The 20,230-nt window shown below is 59.7% G+C and carries 19 protein-coding genes; 18 read left to right on the top strand and 1 reads right to left on the bottom strand.

Annotation, left to right across the window (positions count from 1 at the left end):
* The first annotated feature begins 9 nt into the window (after positions 1-9).
* The 18 genes from AC1DRN_RS10950 (at position 10) to AC1DRN_RS10865 (ending at position 19,933) form a co-directional block, all read left to right on the top strand.
* Positions 10-738, top strand: a complete 729-nt coding sequence (locus tag AC1DRN_RS10950; protein WP_223461327.1) for a cephalosporin hydroxylase family protein — start codon at positions 10-12, stop codon at positions 736-738.
* Between the two features lie 52 nt (positions 739-790).
* On the top strand, positions 791-3,715 hold the full coding sequence (locus tag AC1DRN_RS10945) for a TIGR00180 family glycosyltransferase (RefSeq protein ID WP_223461329.1): 2,925 nt from the start codon (positions 791-793) through the stop codon (positions 3,713-3,715).
* Between the two features lie 126 nt (positions 3,716-3,841).
* Entirely contained in the window at positions 3,842-5,032 is a 1,191-nt protein-coding gene (pseC, locus tag AC1DRN_RS10940; RefSeq protein ID WP_223461331.1) for a UDP-4-amino-4,6-dideoxy-N-acetyl-beta-L-altrosamine transaminase, read from the top strand.
* Entirely contained in the window at positions 5,032-5,652 is a 621-nt protein-coding gene (locus AC1DRN_RS10935) for a pseudaminic acid biosynthesis-associated methylase (protein ID WP_223461333.1), read from the top strand. The genes pseC and AC1DRN_RS10935 overlap by 1 nt, the downstream gene beginning before the upstream one ends.
* Positions 5,649-6,356, top strand: a complete 708-nt coding sequence (gene pseF / locus AC1DRN_RS10930) for a pseudaminic acid cytidylyltransferase (RefSeq protein WP_223461335.1) — start codon at positions 5,649-5,651, stop codon at positions 6,354-6,356. The genes AC1DRN_RS10935 and pseF overlap by 4 nt, the downstream gene beginning before the upstream one ends.
* Positions 6,353-7,858, top strand: a complete 1,506-nt coding sequence (pseG, locus tag AC1DRN_RS10925) for a UDP-2,4-diacetamido-2,4,6-trideoxy-beta-L-altropyranose hydrolase (protein WP_223461337.1) — start codon at positions 6,353-6,355, stop codon at positions 7,856-7,858. The genes pseF and pseG overlap by 4 nt, the downstream gene beginning before the upstream one ends.
* Complete coding sequence (gene pseI, locus AC1DRN_RS10920; protein ID WP_223461339.1) at positions 7,851-8,903, top strand: pseudaminic acid synthase; 1,053 nt, start codon at positions 7,851-7,853, stop codon at positions 8,901-8,903. Before pseG ends, pseI begins: the two co-directional genes overlap by 8 nt.
* Positions 8,904-9,129: 226 nt before the next feature.
* A complete protein-coding gene (locus AC1DRN_RS10915) occupies positions 9,130-10,056 on the top strand; it encodes a ketoacyl-ACP synthase III (protein ID WP_223461341.1) in 927 nt (308 codons plus the stop codon).
* Between the two features lie 90 nt (positions 10,057-10,146).
* The gene (locus tag AC1DRN_RS10910) at positions 10,147-11,439 is read left to right on the top strand and encodes a motility associated factor glycosyltransferase family protein (protein WP_223461343.1); all 1,293 of its coding nucleotides are present in this window, start codon (positions 10,147-10,149) and stop codon (positions 11,437-11,439) included.
* Positions 11,436-11,702 (top strand): hypothetical protein, encoded by a 267-nt coding sequence (locus tag AC1DRN_RS10905; RefSeq protein ID WP_223461345.1) that lies wholly within the window; start codon positions 11,436-11,438, stop codon positions 11,700-11,702. Before AC1DRN_RS10910 ends, AC1DRN_RS10905 begins: the two co-directional genes overlap by 4 nt.
* A gap of 242 nt (positions 11,703-11,944) precedes the next feature.
* Positions 11,945-12,796, top strand: a complete 852-nt coding sequence (locus AC1DRN_RS10900) for a flagellin domain-containing protein (RefSeq protein WP_108218632.1) — start codon at positions 11,945-11,947, stop codon at positions 12,794-12,796.
* Positions 12,797-12,868: 72 nt separating this feature from the next.
* The gene (locus AC1DRN_RS10895; RefSeq protein ID WP_477786709.1) at positions 12,869-13,225 is read left to right on the top strand and encodes a flagellar protein FlaG; all 357 of its coding nucleotides are present in this window, start codon (positions 12,869-12,871) and stop codon (positions 13,223-13,225) included.
* 79 nt (positions 13,226-13,304) lie between these two features.
* Positions 13,305-14,741: a flagellar filament capping protein FliD gene (gene fliD, locus AC1DRN_RS10890; protein ID WP_223461349.1), complete on the top strand. Its 1,437-nt coding sequence runs from the start codon at positions 13,305-13,307 to the stop codon at positions 14,739-14,741.
* A 128-nt stretch (positions 14,742-14,869) separates the two neighbouring features.
* Entirely contained in the window at positions 14,870-15,265 is a 396-nt protein-coding gene (gene fliS / locus AC1DRN_RS10885; protein WP_223461351.1) for a flagellar export chaperone FliS, read from the top strand.
* Between the two features lie 10 nt (positions 15,266-15,275).
* The gene (gene fliT / locus AC1DRN_RS10880) at positions 15,276-15,572 is read left to right on the top strand and encodes a flagellar protein FliT (RefSeq protein WP_223461353.1); all 297 of its coding nucleotides are present in this window, start codon (positions 15,276-15,278) and stop codon (positions 15,570-15,572) included.
* A gap of 172 nt (positions 15,573-15,744) precedes the next feature.
* Positions 15,745-17,220 carry a sigma-54 dependent transcriptional regulator gene (locus AC1DRN_RS10875; protein ID WP_477786708.1) on the top strand — a complete coding sequence of 492 codons (1,476 nt, stop codon included), beginning with the start codon at positions 15,745-15,747 and terminating at the stop codon, positions 17,218-17,220.
* A 128-nt stretch (positions 17,221-17,348) separates the two neighbouring features.
* Positions 17,349-18,542: a sensor histidine kinase gene (locus AC1DRN_RS10870; RefSeq protein ID WP_223461462.1), complete on the top strand. Its 1,194-nt coding sequence runs from the start codon at positions 17,349-17,351 to the stop codon at positions 18,540-18,542.
* A 5-nt stretch (positions 18,543-18,547) separates the two neighbouring features.
* Entirely contained in the window at positions 18,548-19,933 is a 1,386-nt protein-coding gene (locus AC1DRN_RS10865) for a sigma-54-dependent transcriptional regulator (RefSeq protein ID WP_223461357.1), read from the top strand.
* 118 nt (positions 19,934-20,051) lie between these two features.
* On the opposite strand, the gene AC1DRN_RS10860 is transcribed toward AC1DRN_RS10865, so the two are convergent.
* Positions 20,052-20,230 (bottom strand): helix-turn-helix domain-containing protein (locus tag AC1DRN_RS10860; RefSeq protein ID WP_477786717.1); only part of this gene is annotated, 179 nt, incomplete at its 5' end.

The raw sequence follows: 20,230 nt of genomic DNA, 5'->3' as shown, positions 1-20,230 counted from the left end.
GAGTCTGTAATGAATCCTCATGAGCAGTTTCGTGAAGAAGTAAAAGAGAACATCGAAGGCCTGCAACAGGACAAAGCCTTGCAAGCCACCTCGCTGGATTGGGTTGGCACCACCGCCAAACATAAGTACACCTACAACTTCAGCTGGATGGGCCGCCCGATCATTCAGTTTCCCCAGGACATGGTCGCCATGCAGGAGATCATCTGGGCGCTGCGGCCGGACATCATCGTCGAGACCGGTATCGCCCACGGCGGCTCGCTGGTGTTTTACGCCTCGATGCTGGAGCTGATCGGCCATGGCGAAGTGCTGGGCGTCGACATCGATATCCGCCAGCACAACCGTGAGGCAATCGAAGCGCACCCGATGAGCAAGCGGATCCGGATGATCCAGGGTTCGAGTATCAATCCGGCGATTGTCGAACAGGTTCGCCAGCGCGTCGAAGGCAAGAAAGTGCTGGTGGTTCTGGACTCCAACCACACCCACGAGCACGTACTCGAAGAGCTGCGGGCCTATGCGCCGATGACCTCGGTGGGCAGCTACTGCGTGGTGATGGATACCGTGGTGGAAGACATGCCCGAAGACGCCTTCCCGGACCGCCCGTGGGGCAAGGGCGACAACCCGAAAACCGCGGTATGGGCCTACCTGGAAGAAAACCGCGACTTTGAAATCGACCAGGCCATTCACAGCAAGCTGCTGATCACCGTCGCGCCGGATGGCTATTTGCGTCGCGTGCGGTAATCGACAAGACATCGTTGGGTTTTTTCGGCGATACGCCGTTGTGGGGAAAGGTATGCAAGGCAGGAACAATTCTGGACACGGGTTGGCACTCAACGAACAGTTGACCGTGGTGCTGATGTCTCACGAGCGGCCGGCATTTTTGCGCCGGGCGGTACGTTTCTACAGTGGCTTGCCTTGCAGGATTCTGGTGCTGGACTCTTCGAACGAAGGCCAGCCAAGCCTGGCCGGGCAGTTTGAAAATGTGGATTACCAGCATGTCCCGCAGTTTGGCTACTGGGGCGTTCGCGCCAAGCTGGCCTTTGGCGTGGAGCAAGTGACCACGCCGTTCATGGTGTTCGCCGCCGACGATGACTTCCATGTGCATGACGCCCTGCGCGCAGCCGTGGCGTTCATGGAGGCCAATCCCGACTACGGCCTGTGCCACGGTTACAGCATGATGTACCTGTCGCAACCCAACAGCGTCAGCTACTTTCGGCGTGACAAAAAGGTCTGCGAAGACTATTCGTCCGAGCACGCCGAGGAGCGTGTGCTCGATTACATGCACCAGTACCTGCCGCCTTTTTATGCCGTACAACGCACCGACCTGGTACGTGACTGGTATCAGGTGATGCCTCAGGATACGTCCTTCCAATGGCAGGAAATCGGTCACACGTATTACATGCTGGCGCGGGGCAAGGCGCGGATTCTGCCGATCCCGTATGTCGTGCGTGAGATGAACTACGGGTATTCGGACCACAACACCGAGATCTTCCACACGCTGGCTCATACCGATGCCAGGACGGTCGCCGAGCGCGAGGCCTTTGCCGATTTCCTCTTCGGGCTGCCGACTCAAGTTCAAAACGAAGACCCGGAGCAAGGCCGGCAGTTCGCGCTGCAAAGCTTTGAAGCCCTGGCCGATAGCTTGCGCACCGGTCGCGCACTGACCACCGAGCTGATTATCGAGTCCGCCTGGACGAGCGTCGAGAAAGGCCCTGTGCGCCGATTCGGCCCCAAGCAGTACGTCGAAATGCCGTTCTACAATCAGCAGTTTTTCGATCAGTTGACTCAGTTCGAATTCCTGTTGCATGCCATGCCGGCCGGTCGTGTTCAGTTGGCAGGCCTGGAGGGTATCTGGACCCGTCAGCAGAACCTGATGCTCGCGCGTAACAATGATACGCCGGAAAGTGTGGTCGACCGTTTGTGGCAGGCCCACGACAGCAACGTGTTCAATCGCGCGGTGGTCAAGCGTCTGGTGGCTCAGCTGGAGCTGCTGGGCGAAGACGAAGAGGCGCAGACTCTGCGCGACTGGGCGGCACGTCTTGAGGCGGTGTCGGTCGAGGGTAATCGTGCGACGTTCGACAAGATGCTCTCCGGTCGTTTGCTCAAGTGGCTTGCGCCCCGTCAGCCCGATGCCCATGAGGCCGAGTCGATTGCCCAACACCTGGCGGCCAACGACGGTGGCCCGCAGTTCGGGATTTTCCTGCTGGACCTGGATAACGATATCGACAAGCTGCAGGTCAGCCTCGACAGCCTGCTCGAAGGCCACAGCAAGGCGTTCAAAATCGTGGTCTTCACCACCGGTGAAGCGCCGGCGGCGACCACGGCGCAGAACACCCTGCACTTTGTCCGGGTTACCCAAAGCAACTACGTCGACAAACTGAACCAGAGCGCGCGTCAGTCGACGTGCGACTGGCTGCTGCTGGCTGAAGCCGGCGACGAGTTCACCGCCGGTGGTCTGTTGCGTGCCAGCCTGGAATTGCTCGCCGCGGCAGACTGTCGCGCCGTCGCCACCGACGAAATCCAGCGCACCGCCGAAGGCGCACTGATGGACGTGTTCCGCCCTGGCTTCAATCTTGACTTGCTGCAAAGCCTGCCGGCCTTGATGGCGCGTCACTGGCTGATCCGGCGGGAAGTGTTCATGGAAGTCGGCGGCTACCAGCCTGACTTCAGCAAGGCCCTGGAGTTCGACTTGCTGCTGCGTATCATCGAGCAGGGCGGCCTCAACGGGCTGGCCCACCTGGACGAACCGTTGCTGATCAGCCGGGCACCGGTGCTGGAAGAAAACGCCGATGAGCGCCTGGCGTTGCTGCGCCACTTGGGCAATCGTGGCTACAAGGCCAAGATCACGTCGGCAGTGCCTGGCACTTATCAGATTGACTACCGCCACACCGAGCGCCCGCTGGTGTCGATCATATTGCCGGCCGGGGACGACCTGGCTGCGCTGCAACAGTGCCTGCAAGCTGTGTTGCTGCGTACCCGCTACATCCAGTACGAAGTGCTGATCGCACTCAATCCGAATCAGTCGGCCGAGGTCAATGACTGGCTGGGTACTTACCAGCATCCGAAAGTCAGCGTGCTGCGTGCCGACCGGACCCTGAGCGATGCGGCGTTGTACAACGCGGCCAGCCAGCAGGCGCAGGGCGAGTACCTGGTGCTGTTGGCCGCCGACAGTGAAGTGGTCAACCCGAACTGGCTCGAGTCGCTGCTCAATCACGCCCAGCGTCCGGAAGTCGGGGTGGTCGGTCCCAAGTTGATCGACCGCGACGGCAAGGTCACCCAGGCCGGGCTGATTCTCGGCATGAACGGTGGTGTGGGCTCAGCATTTGTCGGTGAAAAACACGACGCCGAAGGTTACCTGCACCGGTTGGCGCTGGAGCAGAACTACTCGGCGGTGTCGAAGGTGTGCCTGATGGTGCGTAAAGCGTTGTTCGACGAACTGGACGGTCTCGATAGCGTGACCTTCGCCGACGGCTTGAGCGACGTCGACCTGTGCCTGCGGGCCGGACAGGCCGGTTACCTCACCGTTTGGACACCGCTGGTACAGGTCATTCATTCGGGTGCCGTGCCACAGGTGCCGCAGGCCCTCGATGCGCTGCGTGACAAGTGGGCGGCAGCCTTTGCCCAGGACCAGGCCTATAACGCCAATCTGGCCTTGAGCGGCAAGGGCTTTGCCCTGGGCGAAAGTGCTTCGGTGAACTGGGCGCAGATGCTCGGCTAGGCCCGGCGAAAAGGTATAAGGGATTCAAGGCATGCACAACGGTATTTCGATTTTCATTGCAGGCCGGACMGGTTCGTTCGGGCGTCAGATCATCCGGGACGCGCTGGTGCGTGTCTGGTTGCCAGCATGATTCCTTACGCTCGGCAAAGCCTTGATCAGGCGGACATCGACGCCGTGGTCGGTGTGTTGCAGTCTGACTGGCTGACCCAGGGGCCGACCATCGAGCGCTTCGAGCGAGCCATGGCCGAACGCTGCGAGGCCGGTTTTGCCGTGGCGGTGTGCAATGCCACGGCGGCCCTGCACATCGCTTGCCTGGCGGCGGGGCTCGGCCCGGGCGATTGGCTGTGGACGACACCGAACACCTTTCTCGCCTCGGCAAACTGTGGTCGCTACTGCGGTGCCGAGGTGGATTTTGTCGATATCGACCCGCTGACCTGGAACCTCGATGCCGCTGCGCTGGCCGTCAAGCTGGAACGGGCCGAACGTGAAGGCCGGTTGCCGAAAGTGCTCGTGGCCGTGGCGTTCTCGGGGCAGAGCTGCGACATGCGCAGGATTGCCGCACTGGCCAGGCGCTATGGCATAACGGTGATCGAAGATGCGGCCCATGCCGCCGGTGCGTCCTACGCCGGGCGCCCGGTGGGTTGTGGCGAGTTTGCCGCAATGACCGTGTTCAGCTTTCATCCGGTGAAGATCATCACCAGTGCCGAGGGCGGCATGGTCATGACCAACAGCCCGGAACTCGCCGAGCGTTTGCAACGCTTGCGCAGCCATGGCATGACCCGTGATCCGCAACAAATGACCGGACCCAGTCACGGCCCCTGGTACTACGAACAGGTGGAGCTGGGTTTCAATTACCGCATTACCGACCTGCAGGCGGCCCTTGGTTTGTCGCAGTTGAACAAACTCGATGAGTTTATCGAGCGTCGGCGTGAACTGGCGGCGCGTTATGAGCGCTTGCTGGCGTATTTGCCGCTGACCCTGCCCAGTGCGCAGCCTGAGGCCGAGTCGTCATGGCATCTGTATGTAGTGCGCCTGCAACTCGATCAGATCAATCTCACCCATCGTGAGGTGTTCGAGGGCTTGCGAGCTGCCGGGGTCGGTGTGAACCTGCACTACATTCCCGTGCATTTTCAGCCTTACTATCGTGATCTCGGGTTCGCCGAAGGTGATTTTCCACAGGCCGAACGTTACTACGCCGAAGCCATCAGCCTGCCGTTGTACCCGTTGCTCAGTGATGAACAACAGGACTATGTGGTCGAGCAGATGCGGCAACTGATCGAAATAATCCAGCCATTACGGCGGGTGGGAAATGTGTGATGCGTGAACTGACCGAGCAGGAAACTTTCTGGCAGGGCGAATTCGGCAACCAGTACGTTGATCGCAATGTCGGACAGCCGCTGGTGGCAGCTAACCTGGCGCTGTTTGCCAAGGCGCTGACACGGGTCGGGCGCATCGACAGCCTGGTGGAACTGGGCACCAATGCCGGCAACAACCTGCAGGCACTGCGTCAGCTGTTGCCGCGCTGCGAGTTGTTCGGTGTGGAGATCAATGCCAGTGCCTGTGCTGCTGCCCAGGCGTTGGGTATTGCACAGATCTGGCAGGGATCGCTGTTCGATTTCCCCCGCGAACGCACCTTCGACCTGACCCTGAGCAAAGGCGTGCTGATTCACCTGGCGCCGGAGTTGCTGCCGGCCGCATACGCGCAACTGTATGAGCTGAGCCAGCGCTACATACTGATCGCCGAGTACTACAATCCGGCGCCGGTCGAAGTCCCGTATCGCGGCAATAGCGGCAAGTTGTTCAAACGCGATTTTGCCGGTGAAATGCTCGATCGCTACGACGACCTGCAACTGCTCGATTACGGTTTTGGCTACCACCGCGATCGGCAATTCCCGGTGGATGACATCACCTGGTTTGTCCTGGAAAAACGCCGTTGAACAACGTCGCCATCATACCGGCCCGCGGTGGCAGCAAACGCATACCCCGCAAGAACCTCAAGCCGTTCGCCGGTGTGCCGATGATTGCCCGCTCGATTCAGGTCGCGATGGAGTCCGGGTTGTTTTCCCGGATCGTGGTCAGCACCGACGACGAAGAAATCGCCGGACTGGCGCGGGACTGTGGCGCTCAGGTGCCCTTCATGCGCCCGGCGGCACTGGCCGACGACTTCACGGGGACCGCAGCGGTGATCGCCCATGCCCTGCAAGCATTGGGCGAACAGGGTGACGAGTTTGATCGCGCCTGCTGCATCTACGCGACCGCGCCGTTGTTGCAAACACGATTTCTTGCCCAAGGGCTGAGCCTGCTGGATCAGCATCCCGACAAGTCGTTCGCCTTTTCGGTGTGCGACTTCGGTTTTCCGGTTCAGCGAGCCTTGACCCTTGATGATCGCGGCGCATTGACGGCACTGTATCCGCAGTATCGTGACACCCGCTCCCAGGATTTGTCGGTCGCCTATCAGGATGCCGGGCAGTTCTACTGGGGCCGCAGCGACGCCTGGCTGCGTGGCGAGGTGCTGTATTCACCGTACAGCCTGCCGGTCATCCTGCCGCGTCATCTGGTGCAGGACATCGACACACCGCAGGACTGGAAGCGCGCGGAGTACCTGTATGCCGCGCTTAAAGCCGCAGGTGAGCTGCAATGAGAGTGCTGATTCGCTCTGACGCCTCGCCGACCATCGGCAGCGGCCACATCGCGCGTTGCCTGTGCCTGGCCCGCGTGTTGCGCCGGCAGGGCAGTCACGTGGCTTTCGCCTGTCGCCTGTTACCCGGGCATCGAGTGGAGGCACTGCGGGCCGAAGGTTTCGAAACCTTCGCGCTGCCTGAGCGCTACAGCGATGAAGACCCGCAGCAAGCCATCGAATCCATGCTGCCATGGCAGGCGGACGTCGCCGCGCTCGAGCCGTTGCTGGAGCACCAGCCGGCGTTTGACTGGATCATTGTCGACCACTACGGCCTCGATCATCACTGGCAGACGGCCGCGCGGCGCTGGGCGCCACGGATCGCGGTAGTGGATGACCTCGCCACGCGGACCTACAGCGCCGACTTGTTGCTGAACCAGAATCTCTCGGGTACGCCAGAGGCTTATACCTCGCTGCTGACGCCGGGCTGCCGGACATTGTTCGGTCCCCGGTTTGCCATGTTGCGCGACGAGTTCTGTTGCCCGGCCATCGACATCAAACCACAGGCCCGGCGTGTTCTGGTGAACTTCGGTGGGTTCGACGCGGCCATGCAAACCCATCATGCAATGCTGGCGCTGGCGGATTTTGCCGAGCTGGAAGTCGATTTTGTCGCCGGTGCGGATAATCCGGCCTGGGCGCAGATGCAGGCGTTGGCGGCCAGTCGCCCGCATTGGCGCCTGCACAGTTTTGTCAGCGACTTTTATCGATTGATGACCGAAGCTGACCTGTTTGTCGGCGCGGGTGGCGGCACCAGTTGGGAGCGGGCGGCCATGGGGCTGCCGACGATCTGCATTGCCGTATCGAACAACCAGCAGGCCAACGGCGAGGTGATGGCGGCCGCGGGCGCCCATGTGTTCATGGGCGCCCGCGAGCAGGTCAGTGTCGAGCAGTTGCGCCTGGCCATTGGCTTTGTCGCGGGTAATCAGGGTTTGCGCCAGAGCCTGGCACAGCAGTCGCGACAACTTGTCGATGGGCGTGGGGCGCAGCGGGTAGCGGTTGCGCTGGCCGGTGCGGTGCTGAGGATGCGCCCGGCGACCCTGGGTGATGCGCAGTTGTTGTTCGACGGGCGCAACACCGAGGCCGTGCGCCGCTGGTCGCTGGAGACCGGCGTGATCGAATGGCCTGCGCACCAAAACTGGCTGGCCGCGAGCCTGAACAATCCCTGGCGACTGCTGTTGATTGCCGAGGCCGATGACGGTCCGGTCGGTGTGCTGCGTTATGACCTGCGTGGCTTTAGCGCCGAGGTGTCGATTTATCTGTTCGAAGGCCGGTTCGGCCTGGGCTGGGGCAGGGCGCTGCTGGCCCGTGGGGAAACCTTTGTGAAGGCCCTCTGGCCGGAACTTCAGTCGCTCACCGCCCAGGTGTTGCCCGCTAACCAGCCGTCGCTGAACGTCTTTCGCGAAGCCGGTTTTACCCAGAGTGCCTGCGCGTTCACGCGCGTATTGAAGGATCACGCAGATGACTAGCTTCAAGATTGGCGATCGCCTGATCGGTGCCGATGCGCCACCTTTCATCATTGCCGAGATGAGCGGCAATCATAACCAGTCCCTGGACGTGGCGCTGCAAATCGTCGAGGCCGCGGCCAGGGCCGGTGCCCATGCATTGAAGCTGCAGACCTACACCGCCGACACCATGACCCTGGACCTGGCTGAAGGCGAGTTTTTCATCAAGGACCCGAACAGCCTGTGGGCCGGTACTTCGTTGTACGCGTTGTACGAGAAGGCCCACACGCCCTGGGAATGGCATGCGCCGATTTTCGCTCGCGCCAAAGAACTGGGCCTGCTGGCGTTCTCCACGCCATTCGATAAGAGCGCCGTGGACTTTCTCGAAAGCCTCGAGGTGCCGGCCTACAAGATCGCCAGTTTCGAAAACACCGATTTGCCGTTGATTCGCCGGGTGGCCGCGACGGGCAAGCCGCTGATCATTTCCACCGGCATGGCCAGCATCGCCGAGCTCGATGAAACCGTGCGCGCCGCCCGCGAGGCTGGGTGCAAGGATCTGGTGCTGCTCAAATGCACCAGTACCTATCCGGCATCTCCCGCGAACAGCAATGTGCGCACGATCCCGCATTTGCGGGAATTGTTCGATTGCCAGGTGGGGCTGTCCGATCACTCCATGGGCGTCGGTGTGTCCGTGGCGGCGGTGGCACTGGGCGCAACGGTGGTGGAAAAGCATTTCACCCTCGAGCGTGCGGCCGGTGGCGTCGACGCCAGTTTCTCTCTGGAGCCCTCGGAGCTGGCCAGCCTGGTGATCGAAACCGAACGCGCCTGGCAAGCCATGGGGCACGTGCATTACGGCGTCACCGAGGCGGAGCGCCAATCCCTGGTGTACCGTCGATCGTTATATGTCACCCGGGACATGGAGGCCGGTGAGCCCTTCGACGGGAAAAATCTGCGAGCCATCCGTCCGGGTCTCGGGCTGGCGCCCAAACATGCGCAAAGCCTCCTGGAACGCCGTGCCCGTCAGGCTATCAAGCGTGGAACACCACTGGACTGGTCGTTGGTCGAATGACCCATTGCCGGGCTGATTCGGCAAAATAGCGTGACCTGCGAGTCATAACGGGCATCTTCACTGTATTGTATTGACCGGGAAGATGGCGCCTGACCCTTTATCGGGTTCAGTGATAGTCCTTTATGCTTCCCGGCCGTCGCCTTGGGGTGACAGAAATCCAGGTTTGTCGGCGCCCCTCGATTCCTGCGGGTGGTGGTATTGGGCTGTTTATTATTGGGAAGCCGTAATGATTGGCATAAAAAGCATTGCGAGCTACGTTCCTGTAGCCGGCGTGGACAATTACGCACAAGGTGCAAAATTCGAGAAGGATGAAGAATTCATCCTGGGCAAGATCGGTTCGGCTTTCCTGCCGCGCAAGGGCGTTGATCAGGAAACATCGGATCTGTGCGTTGAAGCGGCCAATGCGCTGTTTGCCGGCAACCCTGATCTGAAACGTGAATCCATCGATGCGTTGATTATCGTCACCCAGAACGGTGACGAAGAAGGCCTGCCGCATACCGCGGCCATCGTGCAGGACAAACTCGGCCTGCCGACCAACGTCGCCGCGTTCGATATTTCCCTGGGCTGTTCCGGTTACGTCTACGGCATCTATGCGATCAAGGGCTTCATGGAGGCCGCAGGCCTGAAGAACGGCCTGCTGATCACCGCCGACCCGTATTCGAAGATCGTCGACCCGGAAGATCGTAACACCACCATGTTGTTCGGCGATGCGGCCACCGCGACCTGGATGGGTGAAAACCCGACCTGGGCACTGGGCAAGGCCAAGTTCGGCACCGACGGTTCCGGCGCGCCACATTTGAAAGTCAGCGACGGCGTGTTCTTCATGAATGGCCGCCAGGTATTCAACTTCGCACTGCTCAAGGTGCCGGCACATTTGCATGAGTTGCTCGGCGAGTCGCAACTGAGCGCCGACGACATCGACGCGTTCTGCATTCACCAGGGCAGCGCGGCGATTGTCGATGCGGTCGCGCGGCGTTTCGAAGAATGCCCGCAGAAGTTCATCAAGGACATGGTCGAGACCGGTAACACGGTGTCGTCGAGCATTCCATTGCTGCTGGAAAAGCATATCCTCGATTCCGAATGGAAGCGCGTTGCGCTCAGCGGTTTCGGTGTGGGGCTGTCATGGGGTTCGGCGATCATCTATCGCCCTTGAGTGAAAGTTTTTTAATAAAAAGGCCGGTACAAAAAAGCGCTCAAGGGTTAACCTTGAGCGCTTTTTTGCTTGTAAGGAATGCGAGGTAGCATGAGCGAATGCTTTGAAGACAATGCTCAGGTTATCCAGCGGCGCTGGCCGTCGCTGTATGCGCGATTGGAAACGGAAGATCGCCTGGCCGTCGATGTCGACCTGATCGAAGGGCGGGACTCGACGTTGTGTGTGGGTGGCATCCAGCTCACCAGCCGCCATGATCGCCTGAGCGAGGCCCGTTTGCAGGCCGCCAGCCTCCCGCTCGACAAGGCACAGCTGCACGTTTACGGCACCGGCTTCGGCGATTTGCCTTCGGTTTTGCTGGAGCGCGCCGGGCTTGAAAAGCTCTATGTCCATATTCTCAACGGCGCGCTTTTCGCGCTGGTGTTGCAGCTGATCGATCAGCGCCAGTGGCTGGGCGATCCGCGTGTGCAATTGCTGTATGCCGGCGATCTGTCGGACATCTGCACACCGTTCTTTGCATTGCCTGCCGAGATGCTGCTGGCGGATGACTTTAGTGCGAAGATTCGTGATCGGCTGGTCAGCGAAGTGCACCTGAGTTTCAACAATCGTGAGTTCGACCCGCAGTCTCCCGTCATTCAGCAGCGCTTGCAGGACACCCTTGAAGTGCTGCTCGCCGATGATGATGTGGCACAGCTGTTTGGCACGTGTTCCGGGCGTGAAATCTATGTGATCGCCACAGGGCCCAGCCTTGAAGGGAATTTCGAGCGTTTGGCAGCGGTGCGCAATCAAACGCCGCGACCGCTGTTCATCAGCGTGGATACCGCTTACCGGCCCCTTCGCGAGCACGGAATCAAACCTGACCTGGTCGTGAGCATCGATCAGCGCATCAGCGTGCTGCACTTGCCGGGCGAGGGCTCCGAAGGCATTCCGCTGGTGTATTTGCCTTTGAGCGATCCACACATGCTGAAAGCCTGGAAAGGCAAACGTTATGGCGGTTACTCCGCCAGCCCGATCTACGCCGAATTGCGTGAGAAACACCCGCGTGCGCAGCTCTACGTCAGCGGCAGCGTGATCCATCCTGCGGTCGATCTGGCGGTGAAAATGGGCGCGCAGCGCATCACGCTTTTCGGTGCGGATTTTTCCTTTCCGATGAACAGGACCCATACCGGTTGGAACGATGGTGACCTGGGGCCGCCGGTGAACCAGGCCAGGCACTGGGTGCACGATGGTCATGGTCAGAAGGTCAAGACGCAATTGAATTTCCGCAGTTACCTGTGCGAGCTCGAACGTTACATTGCCAGGCATCCAGAGGTGCTTTTTTTCAATAGCAGCCGGGCTGGGGCAATGATTGCCGGTACGCGGTTCAATCAGGATTTCGTGCAATGAAGCCGCCAGTGAAAGGCATCGATGAGTACCGGCAGTGCGCAGGGCTTTTTCGCCTGGGGCGTGATGTCGAAGCGGCATTGAACATGGTTGATCTGTTCGATGAGGCGCAGCGACTGTTTGCGCAGACGCCCCAGGAGGTTCAGCAGGCCTGGGCTTTGATGCTCAGGCAAATGCTGGCCTGTCAGGAGCGCCAGGATTGGCTGGGGCTCGCCGACTTCATGGAATATGAGTTGATCGAGCTGCTCGAAAACCTGCCGGACTGAGGGGCAGCAACAGCTTTGGCACGGGCGTTTGTGGGCTGGACAGTTTTATGGCGTCATTTTTTCGTGGTTGAGGGGCGCTAAGCCCTTGTTTTCTCGGGGGTGGCAGGGTGATGGCATTTTTTTTAAAAAAAGCCCTCAAGCAACCTGCCAACCCGACGATAACTATTACGAAGGTTCTCTAGGCCATACCCGGCGGTTGCCAGGGCCGGAAGCCGCAGTACCCAACCAACGAGGAATTCGTCATGGCTTTAACAGTAAACACCAACACCACGTCGTTGAACGTTCAGAAGAACCTGAACCGTGCTACCGACGCTCTGTCGACTTCGATGGCTCGCCTGTCTTCCGGCCTGAAAATCAACAGCGCCAAAGACGACGCCGCTGGCCTGCAGATCGCAACTCGCATGGCCGCACAGATTCGTGGTGGCAACCAGGCAGTGCAAAACGCCAACGACGGTATCTCCGTTGCCCAGACCGCTGAAGGCGCGCTGCAAGCTTCGACCGACATTCTGCAGCGTATGCGTGAACTGGCTGTTAAAGCACGTAACGGTACCAACAGCACTGCTGATCAGACCGCTACCAACTCCGAATTCGCTCAGATGTCTGACGAAATCACCCGTATCTCTGCCTCTACCAACCTGAACGGCAAAAACCTGCTGGACGGTTCGGCTGGCACCATGCAGCTGCAAGTTGGCGCCAACACTGGTTCGGCCAACCGCATCGACCTGGTACTGAGCTCCAAGTTCGACGCCGTATCCCTGTCCGTAGGCAGCGGTACTGTTGTTCTGACCGGTGCGACTTCCGCTACCCTGTCTGCCAACATCGACAACGCAATCACCGCTATCGACGCTGCTCTGGCATCGATCAACGCCACCCGCGCAAACCTGGGTGCTTCGCAGAACCGTCTGACCAGCACCATCTCCAACCTGCAGAACATCGTGGAAAACACCACTGCTGCACAAGGCCGTGTACAAGACACCGACTTCGCCGCAGAAACCGCGAACCTGACCAAGCAGCAAACCCTGCAACAGGCTTCTACCTCGGTTCTGGCTCAAGCCAACCAACTGCCTTCCGCTGTACTGAAACTGCTTCAGTAATTTCGGAATGAGTTTAAGCGGGGGAGTGTGCTGGTCACGCTCTCTCGCTTTTTACGTTAAGAGGTGTTGGACATGGAGATGAGCGTAAAGCTTGGCGTGTCTTATCCGGCTCCCCAGCCAGCGAGCGCTGTCTCGGATAAAGCGCCGGAAAAGCCTGAAGCCGCGAGCGTGACGCCGGCGGCGGATAAGAAACCGGAGGCGGATGACGTCCACCTGAAGCAGGCGGTGCAGCAGATCGAAAAGTTCGTACAGTCGATCAAGCGCAATCTGGAGTTCTCGATAGACGAGCAATCCGGAAAGGTCGTCGTCAAAGTGATTGCAAGCGAAACGGGTGAAGTCGTGCGACAGATCCCCTCCGCAGAAGCCCTCAAGCTGGCAGAAAGCCTGAGCAATGCGAGCCATGTATTGTTCGACGCCAAAGTCYGATAGCTGGCATGAATAGTGTTTGTACGTTCTTGGGCGCAGGTATTGGCCAAAAGAGTGGCAGCAACCTGAAGGGAGACGCAAAATGGCAAGTCCAATTTTACCGGGTACGGGCTTAGGCTCTGGCCTGGATATCGGTGCGATCGTCACTGCGCTGGTCAACGCCGACAAATCGGCGAAACAGACGCAGATCGATACTCAGACCAAAACCAACACGCTGAAGATTTCCGGTGTCGGTTCCCTGAAAAGCGCACTGACGGCCTTTCAGACGGCGCTGACCAATCTCGGTAGCAAGACCAATCCTGTGTTTGCGGGCTATACCGCCACTTCGGGTACCCCGTCGATTCTGGGTGCGACTTCCGACAATACCGCCGTTGCCGGTACCTACAGCGTTGTTGTGAATAACCTGGCCACCAGCTCGAAAGTCGCCAGTGCTTCTTTCGCCGGCGGTGCGGCCAGTGCCATTCCGAGTGGTACTTTGAAAATCAGTCAGAATGGCACTGATTACGATGTCACGATTCCAGCCAATGCGACCCTGCAGAGCACCCGGGATGCCATCAACTCCGCGCAGGCGAGTAATGGTATTTCTGCCAACATCGTGACCGACAGCAGTGGTGCGTCGCGACTGGTGATCAGCTCCAGCAAGACCGGCGCGGGTTCCGACCTGACGGTCAGCGGTATCGCCGGCCTTGATATCGACGGTACCCAACCGATGGGCGCCAACCCTTCGGCTTCAAGTTCAGGGGCTGTCAACGGGGTTGCGGTGGATGCATCGCTGACCATCGATGGTCTGGCAGTGACCAGCAAGAGCAATACGGTGACCGGCGCAGTCAGCGGCCTGACCCTGAACCTGGCGTCGGTGAGTCCGGGTACGCCGCCGGCTGCGGCGACCGTCACCGTCGCGACCAATACCGCCGGATTGCAAACCTCGATCCAGTCGTTCGTCGATTCCTACAACACCCTGATGAACACCATCAATTCCCTGTCCAAGGCGACCGCGGATGCCGATGGCAACCTGACGGTTCAGGCGGCGTTTACCGGCGACTCGATGTCGCGCACACTGATTTCCGATATCCGCGGTGTGCTGACGGCTCCCGGGGCGGGCGGTCCATTGGCCGTGCTGTCGCAGATCGGCGTGCTGACTAACGAGAAAACCGGCAACCTGGCGTTCGATGCAACGGCGTTCAATAAGACGATGGCCATCAACGGCATGAGCGGTCAGGTGCAGCAGTTGTTCAACGGTAGCAATGCTACCAACGGCCTGCTGGCGCGCATGGGCACTGCAATCAAACCTTATGTGCAGACGGGCGGGTTGCTTGATCAGCGCAATACCAACCTGCAGAGCGTGAGCAAGAACCTTTCAAATCAGCAGACTGCGTTGGACTTGCGAGTCGCCAACATGACCAAGACGTTGACCGCCAAATACAACGCAATGGACCTTTTGGTCGGGCAAATGAAGGCGACGGCGACGAACATCACCTCGTTCTTCACTTCCTTGAACGCCCAGAAGTCCAACAGCTAGTTTTAAGCTGTCGACAAAACCCGGCTACGCATTTTCGCGTGTGCCGGGTTTTTGTCTTTTGATCTAAAGTTTCCCGGTACGCGGACGATACACTGGCTATACGAGTCATTGTGGTAATGAGGTAGAACATGAATCCAATGTTAGCCCTTCGGCAGTATCAGAAAGTGGGGGCGCACGCCCAGACGTCCGAAGCGAGTCCGCATCGTTTGGTGCAGATGCTCATGGAAGGTGGCCTGGACCGGATCGCTCAGGCCAAAGGCGCGCTGGAGCGCAAGGACATTCCCGGCAAGTGTGTGTCGATCAGCAAGGCGATCGGCATCATCGGTGGCTTGCGTGAAGGCCTGGATCTTGAAAATTGCGCCGAGGCCGTGGGCGAGCTCGACAGTCTTTACATCTACATGATGAAACGTCTGGCCGAGGCGAACATCAGCAGCGATCCGAAGATTCTCGATGAAGTCGCGGGGTTGCTGCGCACGGTGAAAGAAGGCTGGGACGGCATTGCTGAGCCAGGTCCGCAGTTCTAGGGAGATCGCCATGAGTCTTGTATTGCAGCGAATAGAACAAACTCGAGAAGCGCTGGTCGGTGCTCTGGCCGAGCGCAACTGGGAGGCTATCGGTCAATTGGACCTGGATTGCCGTTCCTGCATGGAAGACGTCTTGAGCGAGGCTTCGCTGGACGAAGAAGTTCTGCGTAGCAATCTTGAGGAGTTGCTGTATGTCTACAAGCAGCTACTTGAGGTGGCGATGGGGGAGAGGCAGGCGATAGTCGATGAAATGTCTCAGATCCAGCAAGCGCGGAACGCAGCAAAGGTTTACCATCTGTTTGGATAATTAACCCCAAGTTAATCCAGATATGTGCGCCATAAATTTGACTGTGCACGGTTTTTTGACTTAACTAGTGGCTGGTTCCAGATTTCAGTCGTCTTCAGGCATAACGTGTCTGCAAGCGTCTAGCTTGCCCCAGCATTTTGGGCATTGAGTTGACTAGGGAAGTTGCTATTGCATGTGGCGTGAAACCAAAATTCTGCTGATTGATGACGATAGCGTCCGCCGCCGCGACCTGGCGGTGATTTTGAATTTTCTCGGTGAAGAAAATTTACCCTGCGCAAGCCATGACTGGCAGCAGGCTGTCGGCTCTTTGTCGTCAAGTCGTGAAGTAATCTGTGTCCTTATCGGGACGGTCAATGCTCCTGGTGCGCTTCTGGGCTTGTTAAAGACACTCTCGACCTGGGATGAGTTCCTTCCGGTTTTGTTAATGGGCGATAATTCTTCCATTGACCTGCCGGAAGACCAGCGTCGTCGAGTGCTTTCAACCCTGGAAATGCCGCCCAGCTACAGCAAATTGCTCGATTCGCTGCACCGTGCCCAGGTCTATCGCGAGATGTACGATCAGGCCCGCGAGCGCGGTCGTCATCGCGAACCCAATCTTTTCCGCAGTCTTGTCGGCACCAGCCGGGCGATTCAACACGTCCGCCAGATGATGCAGCAAGTCGCCGATACCGATGCCAGCGTGCTGATCCTCGGTGAGTCCGGAACGGGCAAGGAAGTGGTTGCACGCAACCTGCATTACCATTCCAAGCGCCGCGAAGCGCCGTTCGTGCCGGTCAACTGCGGGGCGATTCCGGCCGAGTTGCTGGAAAGCGAACTGTTCGGTCATGAAAAGGGTGCCTTCACCGGGGCGATCACCAGCCGCGCCGGTCGATTCGAGCTGGCCAACGGCGGCACCCTGTTCCTCGATGAAATCGGCGACATGCCGCTGCCGATGCAGGTCAAGTTGCTGCGTGTATTGCAGGAGCGCACCTTCGAGCGCGTGGGCAGCAACAAGACCCAGAGCGTCGACGTGCGCATCATTGCGGCGACCCACAAGAATCTCGAAAGCATGATCGAGATCGGCACCTTCCGCGAAGATTTGTACTACCGCCTGAATGTGTTCCCGATCGAGATGGCGCCGCTGCGTGAGCGCGTTGAAGACATTCCGCTGCTGATGAACGAGCTGATCTCGCGCATGGAGCACGAGAAGCGCGGTTCGATCCGGTTCAACTCGGCGGCGATCATGTCGCTGTGCCGGCATGGCTGGCCGGGCAACGTCCGCGAACTGGCCAACCTGGTGGAGCGCATGGCGATCATGCATCCCTACGGCGTGATCGGCGTGGTCGAGTTGCCGAAGAAATTTCGCTACGTCGACGATGAAGACGAGCAGATGGTCGACAGCCTGCGCAGTGATCTGGAAGAGCGTGTGGCCATCAACGGTCATACGCCGGACTTCACGGCCAGCGCCATGTTGCCTCCGGAAGGCCTGGACCTGAAGGACTACCTCGGTGGTCTGGAGCAAGGCTTGATTCAGCAGGCGCTGGATGATGCCAACGGCATTGTGGCGCGCGCGRCCGAGCGGTTGCGTATCCGTCGTACCACGCTGGTGGAAAAGATGCGCAAGTACGGCATGAGCCGGCGTGATGGAGACGAACAGGCGGATGATTGACGCCTGTTTTTCAAGTCATTCATTTATAGGAAGTTTTTTTTAGGCACGGGTATTGCTAAGTCCCTCGCAACGTTCCGTTTAACTGACGGTCAGCCAAGCGAGAGAGCACAATGCCCCAAGCCGCCCAGATGTCTCCTGTCCCTGATGCTTCGCGGCAACCGTCGTCCGTAGAGCAGGCGAGTCGGCTGGGTCTTGAGCAGGCATTCGCACTGTTCAATCAGATGTCCACTCAGTTGACCGATTCCTACAGCATGCTTGAAGCCCGGGTTACCGAGCTCAAGGGTGAACTGGCGGTGGTCAGCGCCCAGCGCATGCAGGAGCTGGCGGAAAAGGAACGCCTGGCCAACCGCCTGCAAAATCTCCTTGATCTGTTACCCGGCGGGGTCATCGTCATTGACGCCCAGGGCATCGTGCGCGAAGCCAATCCGGCGGCGTGCGAGTTGCTGGGTCTGCCGCTGGAAGGTGAATTGTGGCGCCACGTCATTGCCCGCTGTTTTGCGCCGCGAGAAGACGATGGTCACGAAGTCTCCCTCAAGGATGGTCGGCGTCTGTCGATCGCCACGCGCTCGCTGGACGCCGAGCCCGGCCAGTTGGTGCTGCTCAATGACCTGACTGAAACCCGCCATCTGCAGGATCAACTGGCCCGTCATGAGCGTCTGTCGTCATTGGGGCGCATGGTCGCTTCATTGGCTCATCAGATACGCACGCCGTTGTCCGCCGCGTTGCTGTATGCCAGTCATTTGACCGAGCAAGAGTTGCCGGTCGCTACCCGGCAGCGCTTTGCCGGGCGCCTCAAGGAGCGCCTGCACGAGCTGGAGCACCAGGTGCGCGACATGCTGGTGTTCGCCCGGGGCGAGTTGCCGCTGACCGACCGCGTGACGCCCGGTCAGCTGATGCAATCGTTGCAAGCGGCGGCGCTGACCCACGTACAGGATCTGCCGATCCGCTGGCAGTGCGACAGTCACTCGGGGGAGTTGCTGTGCAATCGCGACACTCTGGTCGGCGCGATCCTCAATCTGATCGAGAACGCCATTCAGGCCAGTGCCGGTCAATTGCGCCTCAAGATTCACCTCTACACCCGAGGCAATAACCTGCGCCTGTGCGTCAGCGACAGTGGCAGCGGTATCGACGCCGCTGTTCTGGCGCGATTGGGCGAACCCTTTTTCACCACCAAGACTACCGGCACGGGTCTTGGCCTGACCGTGGTCAAGGCAGTGGCGCGTGCTCATCAGGGCGAATTGCAGCTGCGTTCGCGGCTCGGTCGCGGCACCTGCGCGCAAGTAATCCTGCCGTTGTTCAGCAGCGCTCAAGGAGCGGAGTGACGCAGATGGGTATCAAGGTTCTGCTGGTCGAGGACGACCGCGCTTTGCGCGAGGCACTGGCTGATACGCTGCTGCTCGCGGGGCATGATTACAAGGCGGTGGGTTCGGCAGAGGAGGCGTTGCTTGCCGTCGGCGACGAGGCCTTCAGCCTGGTGATCAGTGACGTCAATATGCCGGGCATGGACGGCCACCAGTTGCTTGGCATGCTGCGAGTGCGGCAGCCGCAGTTACCGGTGTTGCTGATGACTGCTCACGGTGCGGTCGAGCGCGCGGTCGATGCGATGCGCCAGGGGGCGGCGGATTACCTGGTCAAGCCATTCGAGCCCAAGGCGTTGCTCGATCTGGTGGGGCGTCATGCCCTGGGCAGTCTCGGCCTGACCGAGGGCGGAGGGCCGGTAGCGTTCGAGCCGGCGAGCGCGCAGTTACTCGAGTTGGCGGCGCGGGTCGCACGCAGTGATTCCACTGTGTTGATCTCGGGCGAGTCGGGCACGGGCAAGGAAGTGCTGGCGCGTTATATCCATCAGCATTCTCATCGCGCCAATCAGCCGTTCATCGCGATCAACTGCGCAGCGATTCCGGACAACATGCTCGAAGCGACCTTGTTCGGTCACGAGAAGGGTTCCTTCACCGGCGCCATTGCCGCGCAAGCCGGCAAGTTCGAGCAGGCCAACGGCGGCACCATTTTGCTCGATGAAATTTCCGAAATGCCTCTGGGGCTCCAGGCCAAATTACTGCGTGTGCTGCAAGAGCGCGAGGTCGAAAGGGTTGGCGCGCGCAAACCGATCGCGCTGGATATTCGCGTGGTCGCCACCACCAATCGCGACCTGGCGGGTGAAGTGGCGGCGGGGCGTTTCCGCGAGGACCTCTATTATCGCCTGTCGGTGTTTCCCCTGGCCTGGCGCCCGTTGCGCGAGCGTACCGCCGACATCCTGCCGCTGGCCGAGCGTCTGCTGGCCAGGCACGTCAATAAAATGAAGCATTCGCCTGCCAGGTTGTCGCCCGAAGCTCAGGCGTGCCTGATCGGTTATCCATGGCCGGGTAACGTTCGTGAACTGGACAACGCGATTCAGCGTGCGCTGATTCTGCAGCAGGGTGGCTTGATCCAGCCGCAGGATTTCTGCCTGGCCGGGCCGGTGGCTTGCGCGCCACTGCCTGCGTTGGCGCAGGCGCCGGTACGTCCCGTGGAAGTCGAGTCCGAGTCGGTCGGTGCGCTGGGCGATGACCTGCGTCGCCGTGAATTCCAGATGATCATCGATACCTTGCGCGCCGAGCGCGGTCGTCGCAAAGAGGCGGCCGAGCGCCTGGGAATCAGCCCGCGGACCCTGCGCTACAAGCTGGCGCAGATGCGCGATGCCGGCATGGATGTGCAAGCGTTTTTGTTCGCGACCTGATTTTTACTGTGTAGGAGCGAGCCTGCTCGCGATGGTCGTGAACGATATTGCGGGGCGGCAGGATAAGCGCGACAGCCTTGAGTCCATCGCGAGCAGGCTCGCTCCTACACAGTAAAAATCAGGTCGCGAACAAAAACGCTTGCACATCCATGCCGGCATCGCGCATCTGCGCCAGCTTGTAGCGCAGGGTCCGCGGGCTGATTCCCAGGCGCTCGGCCGCCTCTTTGCGACGACCGCGCTCGGCGCGCAAGGTATCGATGATCATCTGGAATTCACGGCGACGCAGGTCATCGCCCA

The sequence above is a fragment of the Pseudomonas sp. P5_B3 genome (genome assembly GCF_056400405.1).
The sequence above is the reverse complement of the archived record's forward strand: the minus strand, read 5'-3'. Positions and strand labels throughout refer to the sequence as shown.

Coding starts and splice junctions, on each gene's coding strand:
- AC1DRN_RS10900 (WP_108218632.1), top strand. CDS start 11,945: ATGGCTTTAACAGTAAACACCAACACCACGTCGTTGAACGTTCAGAAG.
- fliD (WP_223461349.1), top strand. CDS start 13,305: ATGGCAAGTCCAATTTTACCGGGTACGGGCTTAGGCTCTGGCCTGGAT.
- AC1DRN_RS10910 (WP_223461343.1), top strand. CDS start 10,147: ATGAGCGAATGCTTTGAAGACAATGCTCAGGTTATCCAGCGGCGCTGG.
- AC1DRN_RS10935 (WP_223461333.1), top strand. CDS start 5,032: ATGCGTGAACTGACCGAGCAGGAAACTTTCTGGCAGGGCGAATTCGGC.
- AC1DRN_RS10865 (WP_223461357.1), top strand. CDS start 18,548: ATGGGTATCAAGGTTCTGCTGGTCGAGGACGACCGCGCTTTGCGCGAG.
- AC1DRN_RS10915 (WP_223461341.1), top strand. CDS start 9,130: ATGATTGGCATAAAAAGCATTGCGAGCTACGTTCCTGTAGCCGGCGTG.
- AC1DRN_RS10905 (WP_223461345.1), top strand. CDS start 11,436: ATGAAGCCGCCAGTGAAAGGCATCGATGAGTACCGGCAGTGCGCAGGG.
- AC1DRN_RS10870 (WP_223461462.1), top strand. CDS start 17,349: ATGTCTCCTGTCCCTGATGCTTCGCGGCAACCGTCGTCCGTAGAGCAG.
- pseC (WP_223461331.1), top strand. CDS start 3,842: ATGATTCCTTACGCTCGGCAAAGCCTTGATCAGGCGGACATCGACGCC.
- pseG (WP_223461337.1), top strand. CDS start 6,353: ATGAGAGTGCTGATTCGCTCTGACGCCTCGCCGACCATCGGCAGCGGC.
- pseI (WP_223461339.1), top strand. CDS start 7,851: ATGACTAGCTTCAAGATTGGCGATCGCCTGATCGGTGCCGATGCGCCA.
- AC1DRN_RS10950 (WP_223461327.1), top strand. CDS start 10: ATGAATCCTCATGAGCAGTTTCGTGAAGAAGTAAAAGAGAACATCGAA.
- fliS (WP_223461351.1), top strand. CDS start 14,870: ATGAATCCAATGTTAGCCCTTCGGCAGTATCAGAAAGTGGGGGCGCAC.
- fliT (WP_223461353.1), top strand. CDS start 15,276: ATGAGTCTTGTATTGCAGCGAATAGAACAAACTCGAGAAGCGCTGGTC.
- AC1DRN_RS10945 (WP_223461329.1), top strand. CDS start 791: ATGCAAGGCAGGAACAATTCTGGACACGGGTTGGCACTCAACGAACAG.